Origin of the sequence: Clostridium transplantifaecale (assembly GCF_900626075.1) — a bacterium.
GTDB classification, from domain to species: Bacteria; Bacillota; Clostridia; order Lachnospirales; family Lachnospiraceae; genus Otoolea; species Otoolea transplantifaecalis.
Genome location: NZ_UYZY01000001.1, coordinates 151,801 through 167,776, shown reverse-complemented (window position 1 = coordinate 167,776; position 15,976 = coordinate 151,801). Strand labels below are relative to the sequence as shown.

Annotated in this window: 18 protein-coding genes and 1 pseudogene; all 19 read right to left on the bottom strand. The window is 39.0% G+C overall.

What is annotated here, in order from left to right; all coding sequences use genetic code 11:
• Positions 1-19 precede the first annotated feature (19 nt).
• The 19 genes and pseudogenes from EJL91_RS00755 to EJL91_RS00670 all read right to left on the bottom strand — a co-directional run bounded on the left by EJL91_RS00755 (position 20) and on the right by EJL91_RS00670 (position 15,965).
• Positions 20-721 carry a CpsD/CapB family tyrosine-protein kinase gene (locus EJL91_RS00755; RefSeq protein WP_125140061.1) on the bottom strand — a complete coding sequence of 234 codons (702 nt, stop codon included), beginning with the start codon at positions 719-721 and terminating at the stop codon, positions 20-22.
• On the bottom strand, positions 714-1,508 hold the full coding sequence (locus tag EJL91_RS00750; protein ID WP_125140060.1) for a YveK family protein: 795 nt from the start codon (positions 1,506-1,508) through the stop codon (positions 714-716). The genes EJL91_RS00755 and EJL91_RS00750 overlap by 8 nt, the downstream gene beginning before the upstream one ends.
• 162 nt (positions 1,509-1,670) lie before the next feature.
• A complete protein-coding gene (locus EJL91_RS00745) occupies positions 1,671-2,393 on the bottom strand; it encodes a CpsB/CapC family capsule biosynthesis tyrosine phosphatase (protein ID WP_243125244.1) in 723 nt (240 codons plus the stop codon).
• A gap of 510 nt (positions 2,394-2,903) precedes the next feature.
• Positions 2,904-3,752: a tyrosine-type recombinase/integrase gene (locus EJL91_RS00740; RefSeq protein WP_125140058.1), complete on the bottom strand. Its 849-nt coding sequence runs from the start codon at positions 3,750-3,752 to the stop codon at positions 2,904-2,906.
• 617 nt (positions 3,753-4,369) lie between these two features.
• Complete coding sequence (locus EJL91_RS00735) at positions 4,370-5,194, bottom strand: hypothetical protein (protein ID WP_125140057.1); 825 nt, start codon at positions 5,192-5,194, stop codon at positions 4,370-4,372.
• Between the two features lie 926 nt (positions 5,195-6,120).
• Entirely contained in the window at positions 6,121-6,471 is a 351-nt protein-coding gene (locus tag EJL91_RS00730; RefSeq protein ID WP_125140056.1) for a hypothetical protein, read from the bottom strand.
• Between the two features lie 27 nt (positions 6,472-6,498).
• Positions 6,499-6,840 carry a hypothetical protein gene (locus EJL91_RS00725; protein WP_125140055.1) on the bottom strand — a complete coding sequence of 114 codons (342 nt, stop codon included), beginning with the start codon at positions 6,838-6,840 and terminating at the stop codon, positions 6,499-6,501.
• Positions 6,841-7,107: 267 nt separating this feature from the next.
• Positions 7,108-7,251 (bottom strand): annotated as a pseudogene (locus EJL91_RS00720) (NAD(P)-binding protein); the annotation flags it as partial.
• Between the two features lie 39 nt (positions 7,252-7,290).
• Entirely contained in the window at positions 7,291-7,878 is a 588-nt protein-coding gene (locus EJL91_RS25320; RefSeq protein WP_125140054.1) for an acyltransferase family protein, read from the bottom strand.
• A gap of 210 nt (positions 7,879-8,088) precedes the next feature.
• Entirely contained in the window at positions 8,089-8,310 is a 222-nt protein-coding gene (locus EJL91_RS25315; RefSeq protein ID WP_125140053.1) for an acyltransferase family protein, read from the bottom strand.
• Positions 8,307-9,767 carry a flippase gene (locus EJL91_RS00705; protein WP_125140052.1) on the bottom strand — a complete coding sequence of 487 codons (1,461 nt, stop codon included), beginning with the start codon at positions 9,765-9,767 and terminating at the stop codon, positions 8,307-8,309. Before EJL91_RS00705 ends, EJL91_RS25315 begins: the two co-directional genes overlap by 4 nt.
• A 21-nt stretch (positions 9,768-9,788) precedes the next feature.
• A complete protein-coding gene (locus EJL91_RS00700) occupies positions 9,789-10,451 on the bottom strand; it encodes an acyltransferase (RefSeq protein ID WP_164516721.1) in 663 nt (220 codons plus the stop codon).
• Positions 10,408-11,619, bottom strand: a complete 1,212-nt coding sequence (locus EJL91_RS24450; RefSeq protein WP_164516720.1) for a hypothetical protein — start codon at positions 11,617-11,619, stop codon at positions 10,408-10,410. Before EJL91_RS24450 ends, EJL91_RS00700 begins: the two co-directional genes overlap by 44 nt.
• Before the next feature lie 24 nt (positions 11,620-11,643).
• On the bottom strand, positions 11,644-12,366 hold the full coding sequence (locus tag EJL91_RS24745; protein ID WP_206429439.1) for an acyltransferase: 723 nt from the start codon (positions 12,364-12,366) through the stop codon (positions 11,644-11,646).
• Entirely contained in the window at positions 12,363-13,322 is a 960-nt protein-coding gene (locus EJL91_RS00690) for a glycosyltransferase (protein WP_164516719.1), read from the bottom strand. Before EJL91_RS00690 ends, EJL91_RS24745 begins: the two co-directional genes overlap by 4 nt.
• A gap of 41 nt (positions 13,323-13,363) precedes the next feature.
• Positions 13,364-14,263 carry a hypothetical protein gene (locus EJL91_RS00685; RefSeq protein ID WP_125140049.1) on the bottom strand — a complete coding sequence of 300 codons (900 nt, stop codon included), beginning with the start codon at positions 14,261-14,263 and terminating at the stop codon, positions 13,364-13,366.
• A gap of 12 nt (positions 14,264-14,275) precedes the next feature.
• Positions 14,276-15,049, bottom strand: a complete 774-nt coding sequence (locus EJL91_RS00680) for a glycosyltransferase family protein (RefSeq protein ID WP_125140048.1) — start codon at positions 15,047-15,049, stop codon at positions 14,276-14,278.
• Between the two features lie 21 nt (positions 15,050-15,070).
• Positions 15,071-15,526: a serine O-acetyltransferase gene (locus tag EJL91_RS00675; RefSeq protein ID WP_125140047.1), complete on the bottom strand. Its 456-nt coding sequence runs from the start codon at positions 15,524-15,526 to the stop codon at positions 15,071-15,073.
• A 25-nt stretch (positions 15,527-15,551) separates the two neighbouring features.
• On the bottom strand, positions 15,552-15,965 hold the full coding sequence (locus EJL91_RS00670; protein ID WP_125140046.1) for an LbetaH domain-containing protein: 414 nt from the start codon (positions 15,963-15,965) through the stop codon (positions 15,552-15,554).
• Between the last annotated feature and the right edge of the window lie 11 nt (positions 15,966-15,976).

Sequence of the window (15,976 nt, the reverse complement as noted above, 5' to 3'; positions counted from 1 at the left end):
CTGTTGTATCACAAGCTATTTATGACTTGTTACTATATTCTTTTCCGTAATATTTTCCATATTTCCCATAATAGTAATAACTGTTCTGTCTGACATCCACTTTATTCAGCACCGCGCCTAAAATTCGGCATCCGCTCTTTTCGAGCTGTCCCTTCACTTTCTGAAGAAGACGATGGCTAATCTTGCCGCTCTCAATAACCAGTATTGCACCGTCACAATTGCGGCCGATAATTGCACCATCGATCAGGTTCCCCATTGGAGGCGTATCAATTATGATATAATCGAAGTTTTCTCTCCCCCATCCAATTAATTTATCAAAAAGAGGCTCTGCTAACAGCTCTGCCGGATTAGGAGAATAGGGGCCGGAAAAAATCATAGTCAGATTCGGCAGGTTTGTCGTATAAACCACCTCGTTCAATTTTTTTTGTCCGCTGAGATATTGGGACAGGCCATCTACCCTCCGATCCAGCTGATACCGTGTCACGAGGATAGATTTACGGATGTCTGCGTCAATTAAGAGAACCTTTTTATCCAATTGTGCCAAGGACGCCGCCAAATGAAACGTAGTCTCACTCTTCCCTTCACTGGGAACGGAACTGGTAAGCATGACAACCTGGATGCCTGTACCCGAAAACTGGATATTCGTACGAAGTGTTTTCATCGCCTCATTATATTGATAGTCATCTATTGCCGTTCTTTTTAAAAAGACTTCGTTATCCATTTACCTGTTCCTCCTCTTTGTGTCCCTTTACTTCCTCTTTAAGATCTTGTTTTTTAGCTTCTTCCGTTGATTTGTTTTTTTCTTTTTTCTTGCCTTTTTCCCTCTTTTTCGGTATAACAGCCAGCACAGGCATGCTCAGATATCTTTCGACGTCCTCTTCGCTCTTGACCGTATCGTTAAAGACAACACGAACCGCTATCAGTGCACAGATTAAAAACACTGCCAGAATTCCTCCGAGTAGTGCATTTCTCTTTATGCTGGGACTGTACGGCTCAGATGCGACCACACCATCTTCAATCATCTTCGGAGGTACCATTTCCATAATTTCTCCAATGTAATCGGAGGCTGTGTTAGCGATGTCATCTACAATCTGTTTAGCCATATAGGGATTCTCATCCCGTACTGTTAAAGATAAAATTCTGGTGTTCTGCGGGTTTTCTACAGTCAGCTTTCCGGCCAGTTCCTTATAAGAATAGTCTAAATTAAGATGATTAATTACCCCTTCCATAACCGGACGGCTGCTGACCAACACCTTATAGTCCTGTGTAAGCTGACTTCCGATTTGCAGATCCGCCAGAGAAGTCAGAGTTGTCTCCTTTGATAATATGTATAACTTCGCTTCCGATTTATATTGGGGAGTTATTAAAAATGCGCTGCTGGCGCCCACAATACCAATCCCCAGAATCAGCGCTACTATAATCAGCCATAATCTTTTTTTCAGTTCAAAAAGCAGTTCGCGCAGATCAATCTCTATCTCTTCCTTGTCTTCTGTGTACATCTTTTCCATTTCTAAAGCCCTTTTCTCCCTTAAGTTAATCTTTTCTAATTTATTTTCTTGCTTATTAATCTATCTTCTTACTACCTATTTAACTTATTACTTACTGTTTTTCTTATTACTTTAAATTTTTATTACTTGCTAATTATTCTTTTATTAGGAACGTTAAATGTTTTAAATCAATTCACCGTTCAAAAGTTTTTTAGGTTGATGATAGGTCAGCCTTTTAAACGTCTCCATTCCGCAGTCCTTTTGCAGCCACTCCACTGCTTTCTTTAGTTCCGGCGGGCGGTAATCCAGGCGATGCATGTCCGTTCCCAGCAAATGAATTTTACCTTCTTTTACTGCCCTTCTGCACCACAGCCGATCGACCGGATGACTAAGCCCTGTCAAGCTGCTATAATTCATCTGCATATAAGCACCTGCCTGAATCAGTTCCTCAACGCAGCCGGCTTTTCTCAAGCAGGAGTATCGCTCAATATGTGCCAGTACCGGAATATATCCGGCCAGAGTAAGGTGGCGTACTGCCTTATACATATCTTTATATGAAACAGAAGTGGAAAATTCGATTAGAACATATCTGGTGTCTCCCAGCGTTAAAGCCCGGCCAGACTGCAGCGCTTCCACTATTTCCTCTTGATAAAATAACTCCTCACCAGAATAAATTGTTAAATCTGAGGCAATCTCACTCGCCGCTTTCTTCACTTTTTTTAAAGTATCCAATATCTGACTGGCGCTCATTTTATTATGTCCTCGGATATAATGCGGCGTAGCAACCACTCCACGGACGCCCTGGGCATATGCCTCCTTCAGCAGGTATCTGGTTTCTCCCAGGTACCTGGATCCATCATCTGCTTTGGGGATAATATGGGTATGGATGTCGATTATCCCGTTCATTGGCTGTAACATTGATATACTCCCTACATTAATAGTGTCAGGTGAAATAACATAATATTGGTTTGATTTAATGGACAACAACATAATATAGATTATGTTGCAAAAGAAACCACATAATATAGATTATGTTGTGCGGTTTTTGGATTTTTGATTTTAAAGTAAATAGATATGGGATTTTTTTTAATGTGGTTAAGAAAAAAGGGGAATTTTGTAGATATGTGATGGTAATAATTGTAAATTATGAATAATTTTGTAAATTATAAATATGCATTAAGGAGTTTAAAATAAAAAACAACATGCGATAATATTGCATTATCGAAACTTAATTGGTATAATATGGGAATTGAATGGATATTTAAAAAGAAGTGATATTTAAATTTTAATAAATATTTTAGATAATATTAACTTTCCAATAGACGTTTTAGACTTTTAGGTGTATAATACGACATAATCTATATTATGTTGTAATTAATAGTATTGTTTTAGTATTTATTCGTTCGTCCGCATTTCTTATAATAGTAATTTCATTTTATCGATTTGCCGTCTGTGCTCTTCTCCCGATGATATAATATAAATCCTTGTGGTGTTTATACTGCTGTGTCCAAGTAAATCTGCAAGTTTTGAGATGTCTTTTTCCATCTTATAGTAGGTCTTTGCAAAAAGATGGCGGAGATTGTGGGGAAAGACTTTGTTTTCTCTCACCTGAGCTATTTCGCACAGATTTTTCATTTCCCGCCATACATTGCTTCGGTTGATGGGGTTGCCTTGTTTGGTTATGAAGATGGGGCCTTGTCGGATTTGTTGCTTCTTGATATAACTTAGCAGCATCATTTTTAGTTTGTGTGGAATGAATATCTGCCGGCTTTTACCTTTGCAATTGACTTCGGCAACTCCGCTTTGTGTGGCTCTGACTGTAATGCATTCCAGTTCGCTGATACGGATGCCGGTGCTGCAGATGGTTTGGATGATTAAGGAGAGTCGATCTTTTTGTAGATCCTGGGCTGCTTTTATGAGACGATAGTACTCTTCTTTTGACAGTTCCTTTTCCTCCGGACAGTAGACTCGGCGTTGTTGTTTTATTTGTTTGACTTTGCAATCGTAGAGGCCAGCGAAATCGAAGTAGTGGTTGAGGGAGGCCAGCATGGAGTTTATGCTAGTGGTGGCGTATTGTTGTTTTAGTTCCTCTTTGTAGGTTATGACCAGTTCCTTGGTGATGGGGCGGTCCGCGGCGTAGGTGAGGAATTTTTGGAGGTCGCGGAGGTATTTGGTGATGGTGGTGGGGGATTTTTCTTCGGTGATTAAAAATTGGTGATAGCTAATAAAAGTATAATTTGTAACATTACTAATTTCTAGAACCATTTAATTATTTCCTTTCTATAAAACAAATAAAACAATAAAAATTATTTAATACAGTATACGCAAAATAATTCTTAACAAGTTTGTCTTCATACGGCCTACTATCTTTTATTGTTCAGTTAGTATTAAAAATGTAAATGTGTCAGTCTCCTCCTTACTTTCCTCACAATTCGCTCACACCCCCGGCGCTCTTTGGATCTGTTTCTTTGAAAACGATACGCCTAATCAGTCCATTCATAAAAGCAGAATATAATTTCTTAACTCTTTTATTCTTCATTAAGTTTGTCTTTACGAACTGCACGTACAGAAATTCCGCAATCAGTTTAAAATCATCAATATTGGCAACAGCGAAAATGCCATGATAAATACAGAAGAATCTAGGAACTTCTTCTGCTATATCTTTGTGAATGAGTGGTGTTTATCTATGGTCTGCCATGTTTCTGTGCAACTTGCTTTTTATCACTTACTGCGTTGCACATTCTTGGAACTGACCTTGTTTTAATCTGGCCAATCACAGTTGTTTTACTGCTTGCTTTGTCCGATTTTGTTTTAATTGTAATAATCGCGTCCTCTAGGTTGTGGTTGATGTCCCCCCCCCTCTCTTTCCCAATGATATAAAATCATAGATTCCGATTCATCCCTTTCTTATCAATTAAACCAAGTCTCACAAATACAGGATATAGATACGAAGCCCCGAACACACCCAACTTCTTCGGCCCGGGTACAATACTGTTCAACTCCATCACTCTTTGAAATGCCATATCCACAGTGGCTCTGGTTATGCTCTTCTCCTTCCGAGAGAAAAATAATTCACCGCCTTTTACCGTATAAGAAAACTTCAGCCCTTTACTCGTTTTGAATGGATACCCGGCAAAAGCTACTATCGCATTCCACAGATTGTCACAATTCATCTCTTTTTTTAGCTTCTCACAAACTTTCATCCTCTCCCGGTAAACTCGCATCCGCTCTGCGTCAACTCCACTTTCACCTCCCGGAACTTTATCCAACTTGTATATAATTTTGCTGTATGGTAAATAAGAATAAACGGAAGCGCGGGACAAGTGGAGTATTGACATAATCTCCTCTATACACTTCGCTTCTTTATAAAGTTTCAGCACATTATCTGCCATGACACTACTATACACAGGTTTATCAAACAATTCACTTCTATTTTTGCAAATCGCCTCCGCAGTCTCCTTCATTTCTCCGGCAGTCCTTCTCAACTCGCCTACTGTGATGAGCAGTTTCCGTACCTTCATTGCATTCAGGCCACAATCAAGTTCATCAGCAATAGCCTGCAGTGACAAATGCTTTCCTCTCTCATTAACAGTCTGATATAGTGTTGAAACAGCTTCCAATAATTCTCCCGTTACCACTTCAGCATCATAATTCGGTTTTTTCTTTGGCTTCCCAGCATGCCAAGTTCTTTTTATAGCCTTCCCCATAAATCCACTCCCTTTTATTATCCATGCTTTATTTCTCCATATACTTTAACATAATAAATCGTAACGTTCTATATGCCAGCTTCCAAAGAAAAGTTCACAAACGTTGATAGGAGCTTTGAGTTGTCAAATATTCTATCATATAGCCGATCATACTTGACTTGTGCAGTATTATTCATAACATCCGCTAACTTATTTCCATCCACTCCCATATTTACATGAGGCTTTTCACCCGTTTCCTCTTCTATAACATCAAGATATATATTCGAAACTCCCCCCATGTCATATGTTCGGTACCATCCAGGTTAATTGCTTCTTGTAAAGCACCGTTATTCCCGATAAGAGCCGCTATAGCCCTATCTACATCTTTTGGGAGCGGAATGCTCTTGCCATGCAATGCACGGTAAAGCCATATATCCTTCTCTATTGCACCTAACTGTAGACGCTCCGTATTGTATGTTATATATGGACGGATAATGATCCACGTTTTTGCCACTGCAAAAAAGGATGTTCTCTTCCCGTGCCTTGGCAAGTGCATACTCATCGGTTTTCAGATAATCCGCGTCTTTGCACACATCCAAAAGCCTTGGCGTTTCTTCCGTGATAGGCGTTATCGAATCCGCATACACGCGGCTGGAACTGGTGAAAATATACTAACTCATTGCGTTAAGTAAAGAGACTACTTTTTGCTTAAATTCATCCGTGCCATAGGTCATAAAATCAATGAAGGCATCATACTTGTCTTTTAGGATCTCCGACTGAAATTATTATTATGTGCATTTCCTTGCAAATAATGTACATTTCCATATGATTTATAAATACGACGTGATGTAATAAATACCTCATCACCATGCTCTGCCAAGACAGTATTAAGAGCCACCCCCCATTACGCCAATACCACCTAGAATTATAACTCTCACAAAATCACCCTATTTCCCAAGGATCTTTTTTAGGTTAGAAAATTGACGTTCGCCAATAACTCCAACAGCGACATCCTTCACTTTCTTCTTTGCAACAACTTTTCCATCAGTGCAGGCAGTTGAAATGATTGTTAACGCTTCATCCTCATCCTCACTGTTTGTGAATACCTCGAAAACAATTGGCCTTTCTCCAATAGATGGACTGATGAATTCATCAAGATGCGCCAAATACTCTTCTTTATCCGAAGCTGAAATATATTCAAAGCCTAAATTCTCTGCATAATTTTTTACCAAAAGAGAGGATTTGTTACCATAATGACCAGCTGCAGCAATAAATCTATCTGTTTCATCTCCAAACATATATCCCGGATTTCCAGATAATTTGAATTACGTTCCTTTTCCATTATTGACCAACAGAATTCTGAGATTTTTGCTAACATTCTTGTTCCCCAGCGAATTTAAATCGTAAAAGAAAGCTAAATCACCAAGTACCCAGAATATGATTTTCTCAGGAGCAGTCAAAGCAGCACCTATCGCAGATGACATGTTGCCATCAATTCCAAAACCTCCTGTGTTTGAAAAACAAGCAACACTTTCTGGCGTTTCATAGAAATTCCAGAATCGTAGAGAATTTTGTATCCCTAGATGAAGCACACTATTAGCAGGAAGCTTAGATGCAGTTTGTGATGCAATCCACGCATTTGAAAAAGGAAGTTCAAGTACTGCCAAATCTACCTTATGACAATCACTTTTACATTCTTCATAAAAATTAGTTTTAATATCAGAGGCCGCTCTTTTAGAATATTCAGAAAAGAAATACTCCTCTGGGCATACGAAAACACATTTCAGTGTTCCAAAAGATCTCTAAGCTCTCCATCTGGGTTGACACGCCATACCGAATGAGCTTTTGCTATGAAGTTTGAAGCAGTAATATCCCCAATATGTATCAGAAGATCCATAATTCTAAATTTAGCAAAATAATTTTTTTGAACCCCAGATTCCCTCCACCTTTTCGGTGTACACATTTCCTGCGATGTGATTTCTCTTATCAATGACAAGAACAGATTTGCCGTGTGCCTTTGCTTCGTGAGCGAATACAGTGCCCTAGAGTCCGGCGCCAACAACTAAATAATCGTACATTTGAGAACCCTCCGAGATCTGAATTTACAAACTAACAAATCATCTTCCAAATGGTAACCTTCGTAGCACCTCTACCAAAGTTATTGAAACAAGTGTGACTGCAAACCATACTAGCAGCGTACTGGCAAATAAATTCATCCCAACAAAATGAGTTATCAAATCTCTAACCAATAAATGTGAGCAATACACTCCCAATGTCAGGCGAGAAAAGCAGGACACTGTCTGCCGGGTTTTCCTTTTTAAATCACACCGTTTAATAAAAGCAAACAAAGTGCCTACCCAAAGTATCGTTACAATAATACTATCATAGAAGTATTCAACCTGTAATGGTCTTTGTCCCTCAAAGCAGACTATTGAGTTCACAATAAAGTATTGATACACAATGACTCCAACGGTCAGCAACACAAGCATAAGGAAATAGCTTTGTTTGCCTATTTTGCTTTCTACGCTCGGAAGCCATTTAGCTATCTCACCGCCAAAGGAAAAGTAGAACAACCAAGTCCACAGGCGAAGTGTCTGCAAAACCTTCGATTGAATCGGCCAGCCCAACAGAATAGAAACGCACTGCATGCCTACACATACTGCTGCCAGGCCCCAAAAGATCCACGTTCTTTGCTTTGGAGACAATCTCTTAAATAAACGGGATTAAAAAATAAATCAACGCTAACGATCCCATATACCAAAAGTGCCAGCATGCTCCATCCTGAACCAGGCTCTTAATAATTTGGAGAAAAAGCTCTCCTATTGAAAAGCTCCATGTCTGTTTGTTCAGAATCAGCTTGAGAATACCATAAATGTAATAAACCACATTCCATAATATAACGACCCTTAAAATCTTCAAAATCTTCTTAATCGAATGATTCCAGAGGTTCTCATTGCTGTACCCCCATTCAAAATAAGAAAGCCACTTGTCATAAAAAACATCGGAATCGCAAATTCACATAAGTAATATGCAATCACATTACCAGTTGAGAAATACTTGCCAATTGTATGCAACCCTATAACGGCTAAACAAGATAAAGCTTTCAGCAGGTCTATGTCATAATCACGAATCTTCATTTCTTGAAACCCTTTACTTTCTTTAGAGTCTGCTTTTCAATTTCTAATGTCATTGGTTCTCTTGCAATTGTAAGAACCAGAGCATAAATAGCAAAGAAAATGATTGCTGATATAACCAACGTGAAGAAGTTTGATAGCCCCAGTGTCTTCACCCATACCGATGCGACACTGCCAAATACTATGCCTATAATTATAGGAATGAAATGTACTTCTCTATATGCCTTATTTGCCTTATCCCGAAGAACTATATACTGCCATATCATAACAACACATTCCGCAACAGTTGTTCCTAATGCAGCTCCCACTGCTCCAAAGGAAGGAATAAGAAGCAAATTGATGATCAGGTCAACTATCGCACCTGCAATCTCGGAATATAGAACAACCTTTTCCCTCCCCAATGGAACCAACATCTGTATTCCTGTAATATTGGAAAGTCCAACAAACAGCAAAGTGGGCATAATTACTTGCATCGGTAAAATTGAACCAGCATAAGCATCCCCGGAAAGGAAGAAGATCCCTTCTTTTGCAAATACCATAAAATAAACCATTAAGGGGGTTGCAATCAAAAGCACAAAATTAAATGCTTTCCTTGTAATTCGTTCAAACTCTTCCTTCATATTATGCTCAAGATAATATGAAGCTCTTGGCAAAAGAACGGTCCCAAGCGACGTAACAACGCTTACAAGGATGCTCTTTATTTTGACAGCAGCATTATAATAACCCACATCAGCGTCAGTCTTCATAAATCCCAACATCACGGTATCCAGATGTGTGTAAACTGTTACGGCGCATGTCATAGCAAAAAAGATAGTAATTGCTTTAAGGTGCTTTTTGAAGTTATAATTTCTTACTGGTTTGAAGCCAACGTATCTGTGTGCATGAAAGAAATTAAAAACGTTTGAAGCCGACGCAGCCAGAATAGAGATTCCACCGTAAATCACAAGGTCGTTCTTTTCGTGAATAAGAAGGAACATTGCAACAAGAGCTACAAATTTAAAAATGATGGAACGAACAGTTATATAGGTATACTGCTCCAATCCCTTATATAACCACTCAACACCTATAGCATTGAATATGAGAGTGGTGCTGATAATAATAAACAGTGTCTTATCTTGCTGGATTCTTGGAACTGTAAACAGACAAATCACAAAAACAGCATAACTCATGGCCGTCATGACCATGTTAATTATAAATATTTCCTGTGTAGTTTTAGTAAGTTCACTTCTATTATCTCGAACCTTTGCGCAGGCTCTAACGCCATAAGTGGGAATCCCCAGCTGTGCAAACATTGAGAAATACGAAATTACAGAGGTTGCAAAAGAAACCTTTCCCGTACCTTCTGGCAACAATATACGTGAAACATACGGAAATGTAATAAGTGGAAATATGAACTGCGACATCGTTAGAATGGCGTTCATAATAAAATTTAGCTTAAGTGACTTCTGTTTCTCCTGCATATATTATCCAACCGGGATAATCTACCTCTCCCAGTCTACTCCTTCCTGTAACATACGTAGCGGCATACCTGTATACACGGCATTTGGCTGATTAATGCTTTTTGTTATTGTACTATCAGAAGCAATAATGCAACCATCAGGTATCACTGTCCCTTTCGTAATACAACATCTGCTTCCAATCCAGCAATGCTTTCCAATTATAATCGGTTTATTTTTATTCATCACTTGACCACAAACTTTTATAGAATGAAAATCCGTATCCATGATTTGACAATCCCAAGAGATAACACTGTCATCTCCGATTTTAATTTCATCAGCACATAAGATTTTAGTGTCACCGGTTATTTGTACATCATTTCCTATCGTTAAGTGGCTAGAGGAATTAACCGTAACAAGAGTACCCCCCCCCCCTAAAATTACACCTTTTCCAAAATTTATATTTCCATTTAGTTCTAGCTTTGAAGGTGTTCGGGACGCTGTACCCGATCCGCCGATACCTATTCTCACCATTCCAATCGAAAGCGGTGCTGAGAAAGTTATACGCCCGCTTAATTTTATAAATTGGGTTCTCCATGAAACGAAAATCGGCAGTTTTATAATTCCCGTCAATCCCAGATAACGTGCGTTCAGAAATACAGATTTAGGTAGTCCTGCGATAATCTTCAATGTTGTGCTTAAATTCATATGCATTTCCTCCAGAGTCCATATCATTTTGTAAAGCTTCATTAAAAGCTTCATTAAAAGCTTCTCCATACACCATTGCATTAACACAAAGCAAAATAAATCCATTATATCGTAAATCCAACAGCTGTGGATCAGTAAAGCAATGAATCGCAACAAATAATAAAGCTATAGTCAAATATAAATCCTTATTTCTAACTGATTTTACAGCAACGCGAGCAAAACCAAGGCATATAAGGACAAGGAATATCAAGCCCAAAGTTAATAGAATATTCACATAAGAGGAATCAACATATAAATACTCAGATGTATGATCTGTTGACCACGTTAAATCTGATCCCAACAGTTTAATTCCATATCTTTGTAGCCCCAGATAAACCATGTAAATACGGCCAGAAGAAATCGTGTTCAAAAGACTAAATACTGCATTATTAGGATTGTAAACAAGCCCTGCTATCACCGAAAGGAGCGCAAAGCCCGGGAAAATACATGCGGACATTAGTTCTCCTATCCTATGTCGTTTAGTTGAAATCGGAAACCTTGATGCAATAATCTCAAATAAAATCAGCAACAGAGTACCCCAATAGCTTGCTTTCGTATCTGAATAATAGAAAATAATTTGATTGATTCCCAAAAAGACTGCAACTAGCCACCAATTAAACTTGTCTGTCCTTTTCCTTCCAGCAAAATAATGCGCTACCGTAAAGAAGAACATATTCGCAGCATATGAACAATAGATATATCCAAGATTATATCTTTGTCTTCCCGCATTGAATACTGCTTCATTAGGTATAATATTAATAAAGCTTAGGAAAACTGTAAAAACAACTATAAAAAATTGGGTTTTGAAAACCACGTTTATAATGTACTTATAATTGATTTTTCTTAAAGCATAGAGAAAAAATATTGTATCGAAATATCTGGTGTTCTGTGTTCGTATACAGTAATATAGAAGGAACGCAACAATAATAATTCCTGCGAGAAAATTTATCCTCTTCACCTTTGTCTTATCTGAGAATTCATTGAACATATAGATAATCGCTAATATTCTCACGATCCATGCAACAATATTTACCGAGTAGTAATTGGCAATTTCTGTTATTCCAAAATTCCAAACCATCAGCCATAAAACCAAAATAATTATTGGTATTTCTCTTTTTCTAATGCTCATTGAACAACACCTCTATTGATTAAACTATAAAAACCAGTTATGTGTTCCCTTAAATTCATAACTAAGTTTCTTGCTGCGCTCTCCGATTCGCCTAGCCGGAACACCCGCATAAACTCCAAAGGCAGTGCAATCTTTAGTTACAACAGCACCGCTGGCAATTACACAGCCATCCTCAACCGTTACTCCGGGTAAAATTGTAACATTACCACTTATCCAGCAACGATCTCCTATGGACACCGAATCAGATATCATTCTAAAATCCTCACTTTGAAGATCATGTTGAGCAGTCCATATTCTTACGCCAGTAGAGAAATTGCAGTTTTTACCAATCCTGACTGTCCCTCTGCTGTCAATCATATTATCGTCACCGATAATAGTTCCTGCGCCAATATGACACTTATAACCATCTCTGAAAAACGTTCCTTTATAAATAACAACATCCTTTTCGATGCCAACTTTCAAAACAGTTTTATACAGTCCCATTCGCACCAAATGAGATGGAATCCTTCCAATATCAGCGGCTACATATTTATTAACGCCACTCACAATGCGACCAGCAGCCTGCTTCCAGGATTTGCCCCCCCCCCGCATCATTTTGGTGTTTTGGTTAGGAACCCTGACTGTCTCCTTTACAGGACGTTTGCTTTCACGAGTAAACCATGCCATTGAAATTAGATAGGCCAAGGTCTTGCACGAAACTTTGATAATAGCATATATACATATGCATATTGTAATAATACGAATCATTTAAAATCTCCCGGGTTAACGACTTTCCCTGAAATCCCCTTCAAGCCATCTTTGTAGGCCATATTCAGGATGCGTAAATTCTTAAACCGTCTTTTATATATCGACAAAAGCAGCCACCAGCAATACCCTATAATTGGGCTAATGTACTTTGCTCCAAAAGACTCGCCATACATTCTTTCCAGCAAAATATTATTGCGTATGGCATAATAATCTCTCCATGTGAAAACTTTATTCCCCGTTCCGCCTTTTTTCGCAAGCTGACGATGTAAAGTTGCGTCGGTAACAAATCCTATCCGAGTATGCTTCCTTATTCTAATTGCGTAATCTGTGTCATCACACAATATAAAGAAATCCTTGTGTGGCAGCCCCACCTTTTTTACAATCTCAAAAGAGACCAGTGGACCTTCAAATGGAATATCCTCAACAATATAAAGGCTGTTCCTTAAAGGATGCGGTTCAAACGTCTTTCTCTTCATTACGCTGAACTTTAACGTGCTCTTCATGTCCAATTTGGTGCAAACACGGTCATCAAAGTTTTTATCCGTTCTATTGGGAATAACAGCCTGTATCTCTGGCTTCATACTACCCAGAAGTTTTTCTAGACAATCAGTTTCCGGTAAAACGTCGTCATCCATAATCCACAGGTAATCGCATTCCCATCCTGTTGCTATATCGATTGCCTTGTAAAACCCACCGGAACCGCCTTCGTTTTCTTTGTTATAATAATAAATGTACCTTATCCCCTTACATTCCTTGACAGACGTCTCGTCATCGCCTACAATGTCCACGGCACCGCGTTCGTGGAGATTATTCATTGTTCCATCGGAACTATGGTTGTCTACAATTATGATGCTATTTATTTTTTTCGTTTGTTTTTCTAGCGCATCCAGTAACTTGCTAAGGCAATTCCAGCGATTGTAAGTTACCAGAGCCACATTAACTATAACCTCATTCATATTGCAACTCCAACTCGTAAAAGACCACTCTATCTCCATTATTACAAATTCTCCCAGTCAATGGAATAATGCTCACAAAGTTTCTTCATATTAATATCATTTTTCTTCATTCCATTATTTTCTTTGCCTAGAGTAACCTTCTGAGTACCTCCTATTACATATGGTATCTTTGAATCCTTACTGATTTTAAACACAGGAATGCCAAGCCGTATCTCTGTAATTTTAAGCCACAGATCATCAGCAGAAAGGGCAAGTTCCCGGATAAGCTTTTGATCAAAATATTCGTCATCAAAACAATTCGGCGGATATAAAACGCCGCCCACGCCTAATGCCACATAGTAATTGGACAATCCATCTCGCCCATCTGCACCACCGTACCAATTATCATAAAGATCGGGTTTTCCATTCTTTAGTAGTATTTCATGCGACATATTACAGCACACAGCTTCCGGATGAACCTGATGTGCCTTGAAAAGCCCCTCGACAAGTTTTGTGCTATAAACATTATCATCATCAACACTGATTACAACACAATCTGGACACTCCTTGAGAGTAAAGTACAGTTTATTATGGGGTCGAAGATTAGCAGGAGCGTATTTGATTTCCAATCCATATTGCTTTAAATCCTCAAGCTCTTTTGGAATGGTAATATCATGACACTCTTCTTCGGTAAGCCACAAAATAATCCTGTCAGGCTTATAGCTCTGCTGCAGCAGAGCCCTTACTGCATAATGCACGACATTCAATCTCGCAGGAAAAGAAGTCATCGAGATAACGATTTTTTCCTTTCTCTCGGTCTTGTTCAGTCCATACTCCGGCTTAGTCCTTTTACAATAAATGGGATATACCTTGTTAAAAAGAGCCGCCATTATGTGGTTCCAGAGAGAGCAGGGCTTACTACAGCCAACTCTAAATTTAAGTTTATAAAAAAATTCGATCACTCCAGTATCTCCTTATAGCCAGTCAATTGAAAATTCCCTTTTAAGTTTTCCTTTTATCTTGTGTTTGAACTCAAATAGCTCACGCAACTCCCGAAGCCTTGTCTGATATTTCGTTGTTTTTCCATACAATGAATGGTTCTCACCACTGCCAAGAACGTACACGGCGCCTTTAAACGGCAACGGCTTCAATGGTCTTCCCAGTCCTTCACATGCAGGGACAACGCCGCCATGACGCTTACGCATAATACACCATTCATCATCGCAATTTTCTCGCATCACCTCTGGATAGGAATCCGGGAGATCGTCCACTGCATAATTCACAATGCAGGCAGACCCGCTTGAGAACTTCGGCAGAACTTTCATATAATCGTCTCCTACAAAGTACACATATCCAGTCTTGACATAGAACCCGCTTTCACCTGGATGTTTTTTCACAAATTCAGCAAAATGGCAGCTTACAAGATCATCACCATCCACCATCATTGCATAACCGCCGCCAAGTTCACGAACTCGCATCGCCAGTGTATGTGTCTTGTATCCCTTATCGACCATCTTTTCGTGTTGATCTCTGGGTATCGGTGCATCTTTCTCGCTTACCTGGATGAATTCTACGCGATCATCATATTTTTTAGTTAATTCAGGTATCTCGTGGCAAGCTACAATAATCCTGAAATCCGGATCTGTCTGATTATAGCAACTCCACAGTGTACGATTGAAAAGCGTAGACACCATGTTCCAGTCCTTAGCGACCTTTTTACTCATCAAAGGAATAACAAAATAAATCATCTCTTTACCTCAAATCATCCATTAATATTTACCCAGGCTGCAAAACTCTGTCACATCAATATTCTCCTTTAATATCCTTGCCGGAACTCCACCAACAGAACAGTTACTTGGAACATCGTGTATAACAACAGCATTTGCTCCAATAATGACATTATCAGCAATATGAATGTCGCCTAAAACCTTGGCGCCAGTAGCTATATACACATTATTTCCAATAACAGGATGTCCTTCTTTATTTGATCGCCCCCCTGTCAGAACATTCGTCCCGATTATGACATGGTCGCCAATCACTGTTTTCTTGCTGATTACACACCCTATTCCGCCATAGAGGAACTTGCAGCTCTGGCCAATTTGAGCTTCATAAGGAATAGAACAGTTATGTATCACATAGATCAGCCCCTTGATAATCTTCGGCAAGAACGGTATGTGATGCAGATACAACTTTCTTTCAGCTTTGTATAATTTATAAGCATCCACAGATTAATCCTCCCGGTTTTTTAACTTACGAGCAGGTACCCCCCCCCCAGATTTCATCTGGAGGAACAGAGTGTAGCACGACCGCATTCGCAGCAATTACTGAATTCTCACCAATTTCCAGTGTCTCATTTGAAGGACATAATATTTTGGCTCCGGCACACAGGCAAGCACCTTTATGGATAACAACCTTAATATCGTTATTGTGCCAAACATCAGCTTTACCTATTGTTACGTTTTGATAAATCCAAACATTATCTTGTAATTCAGTGTCTGTGTATATGACTGTTCCGACTGCGTTATGAATAAAGCGAACGCCTTCCCCAATTTGAACTTTGCTACCGATGCAGCAGCCCCACAGTTTTGCCCATTTTCGGCAAATGCCTTTTATAAAATTGTTGTTGGATTTTCGATAAGTTTGCATCGCTTTCTGAACTTCCATGTTAATAATCC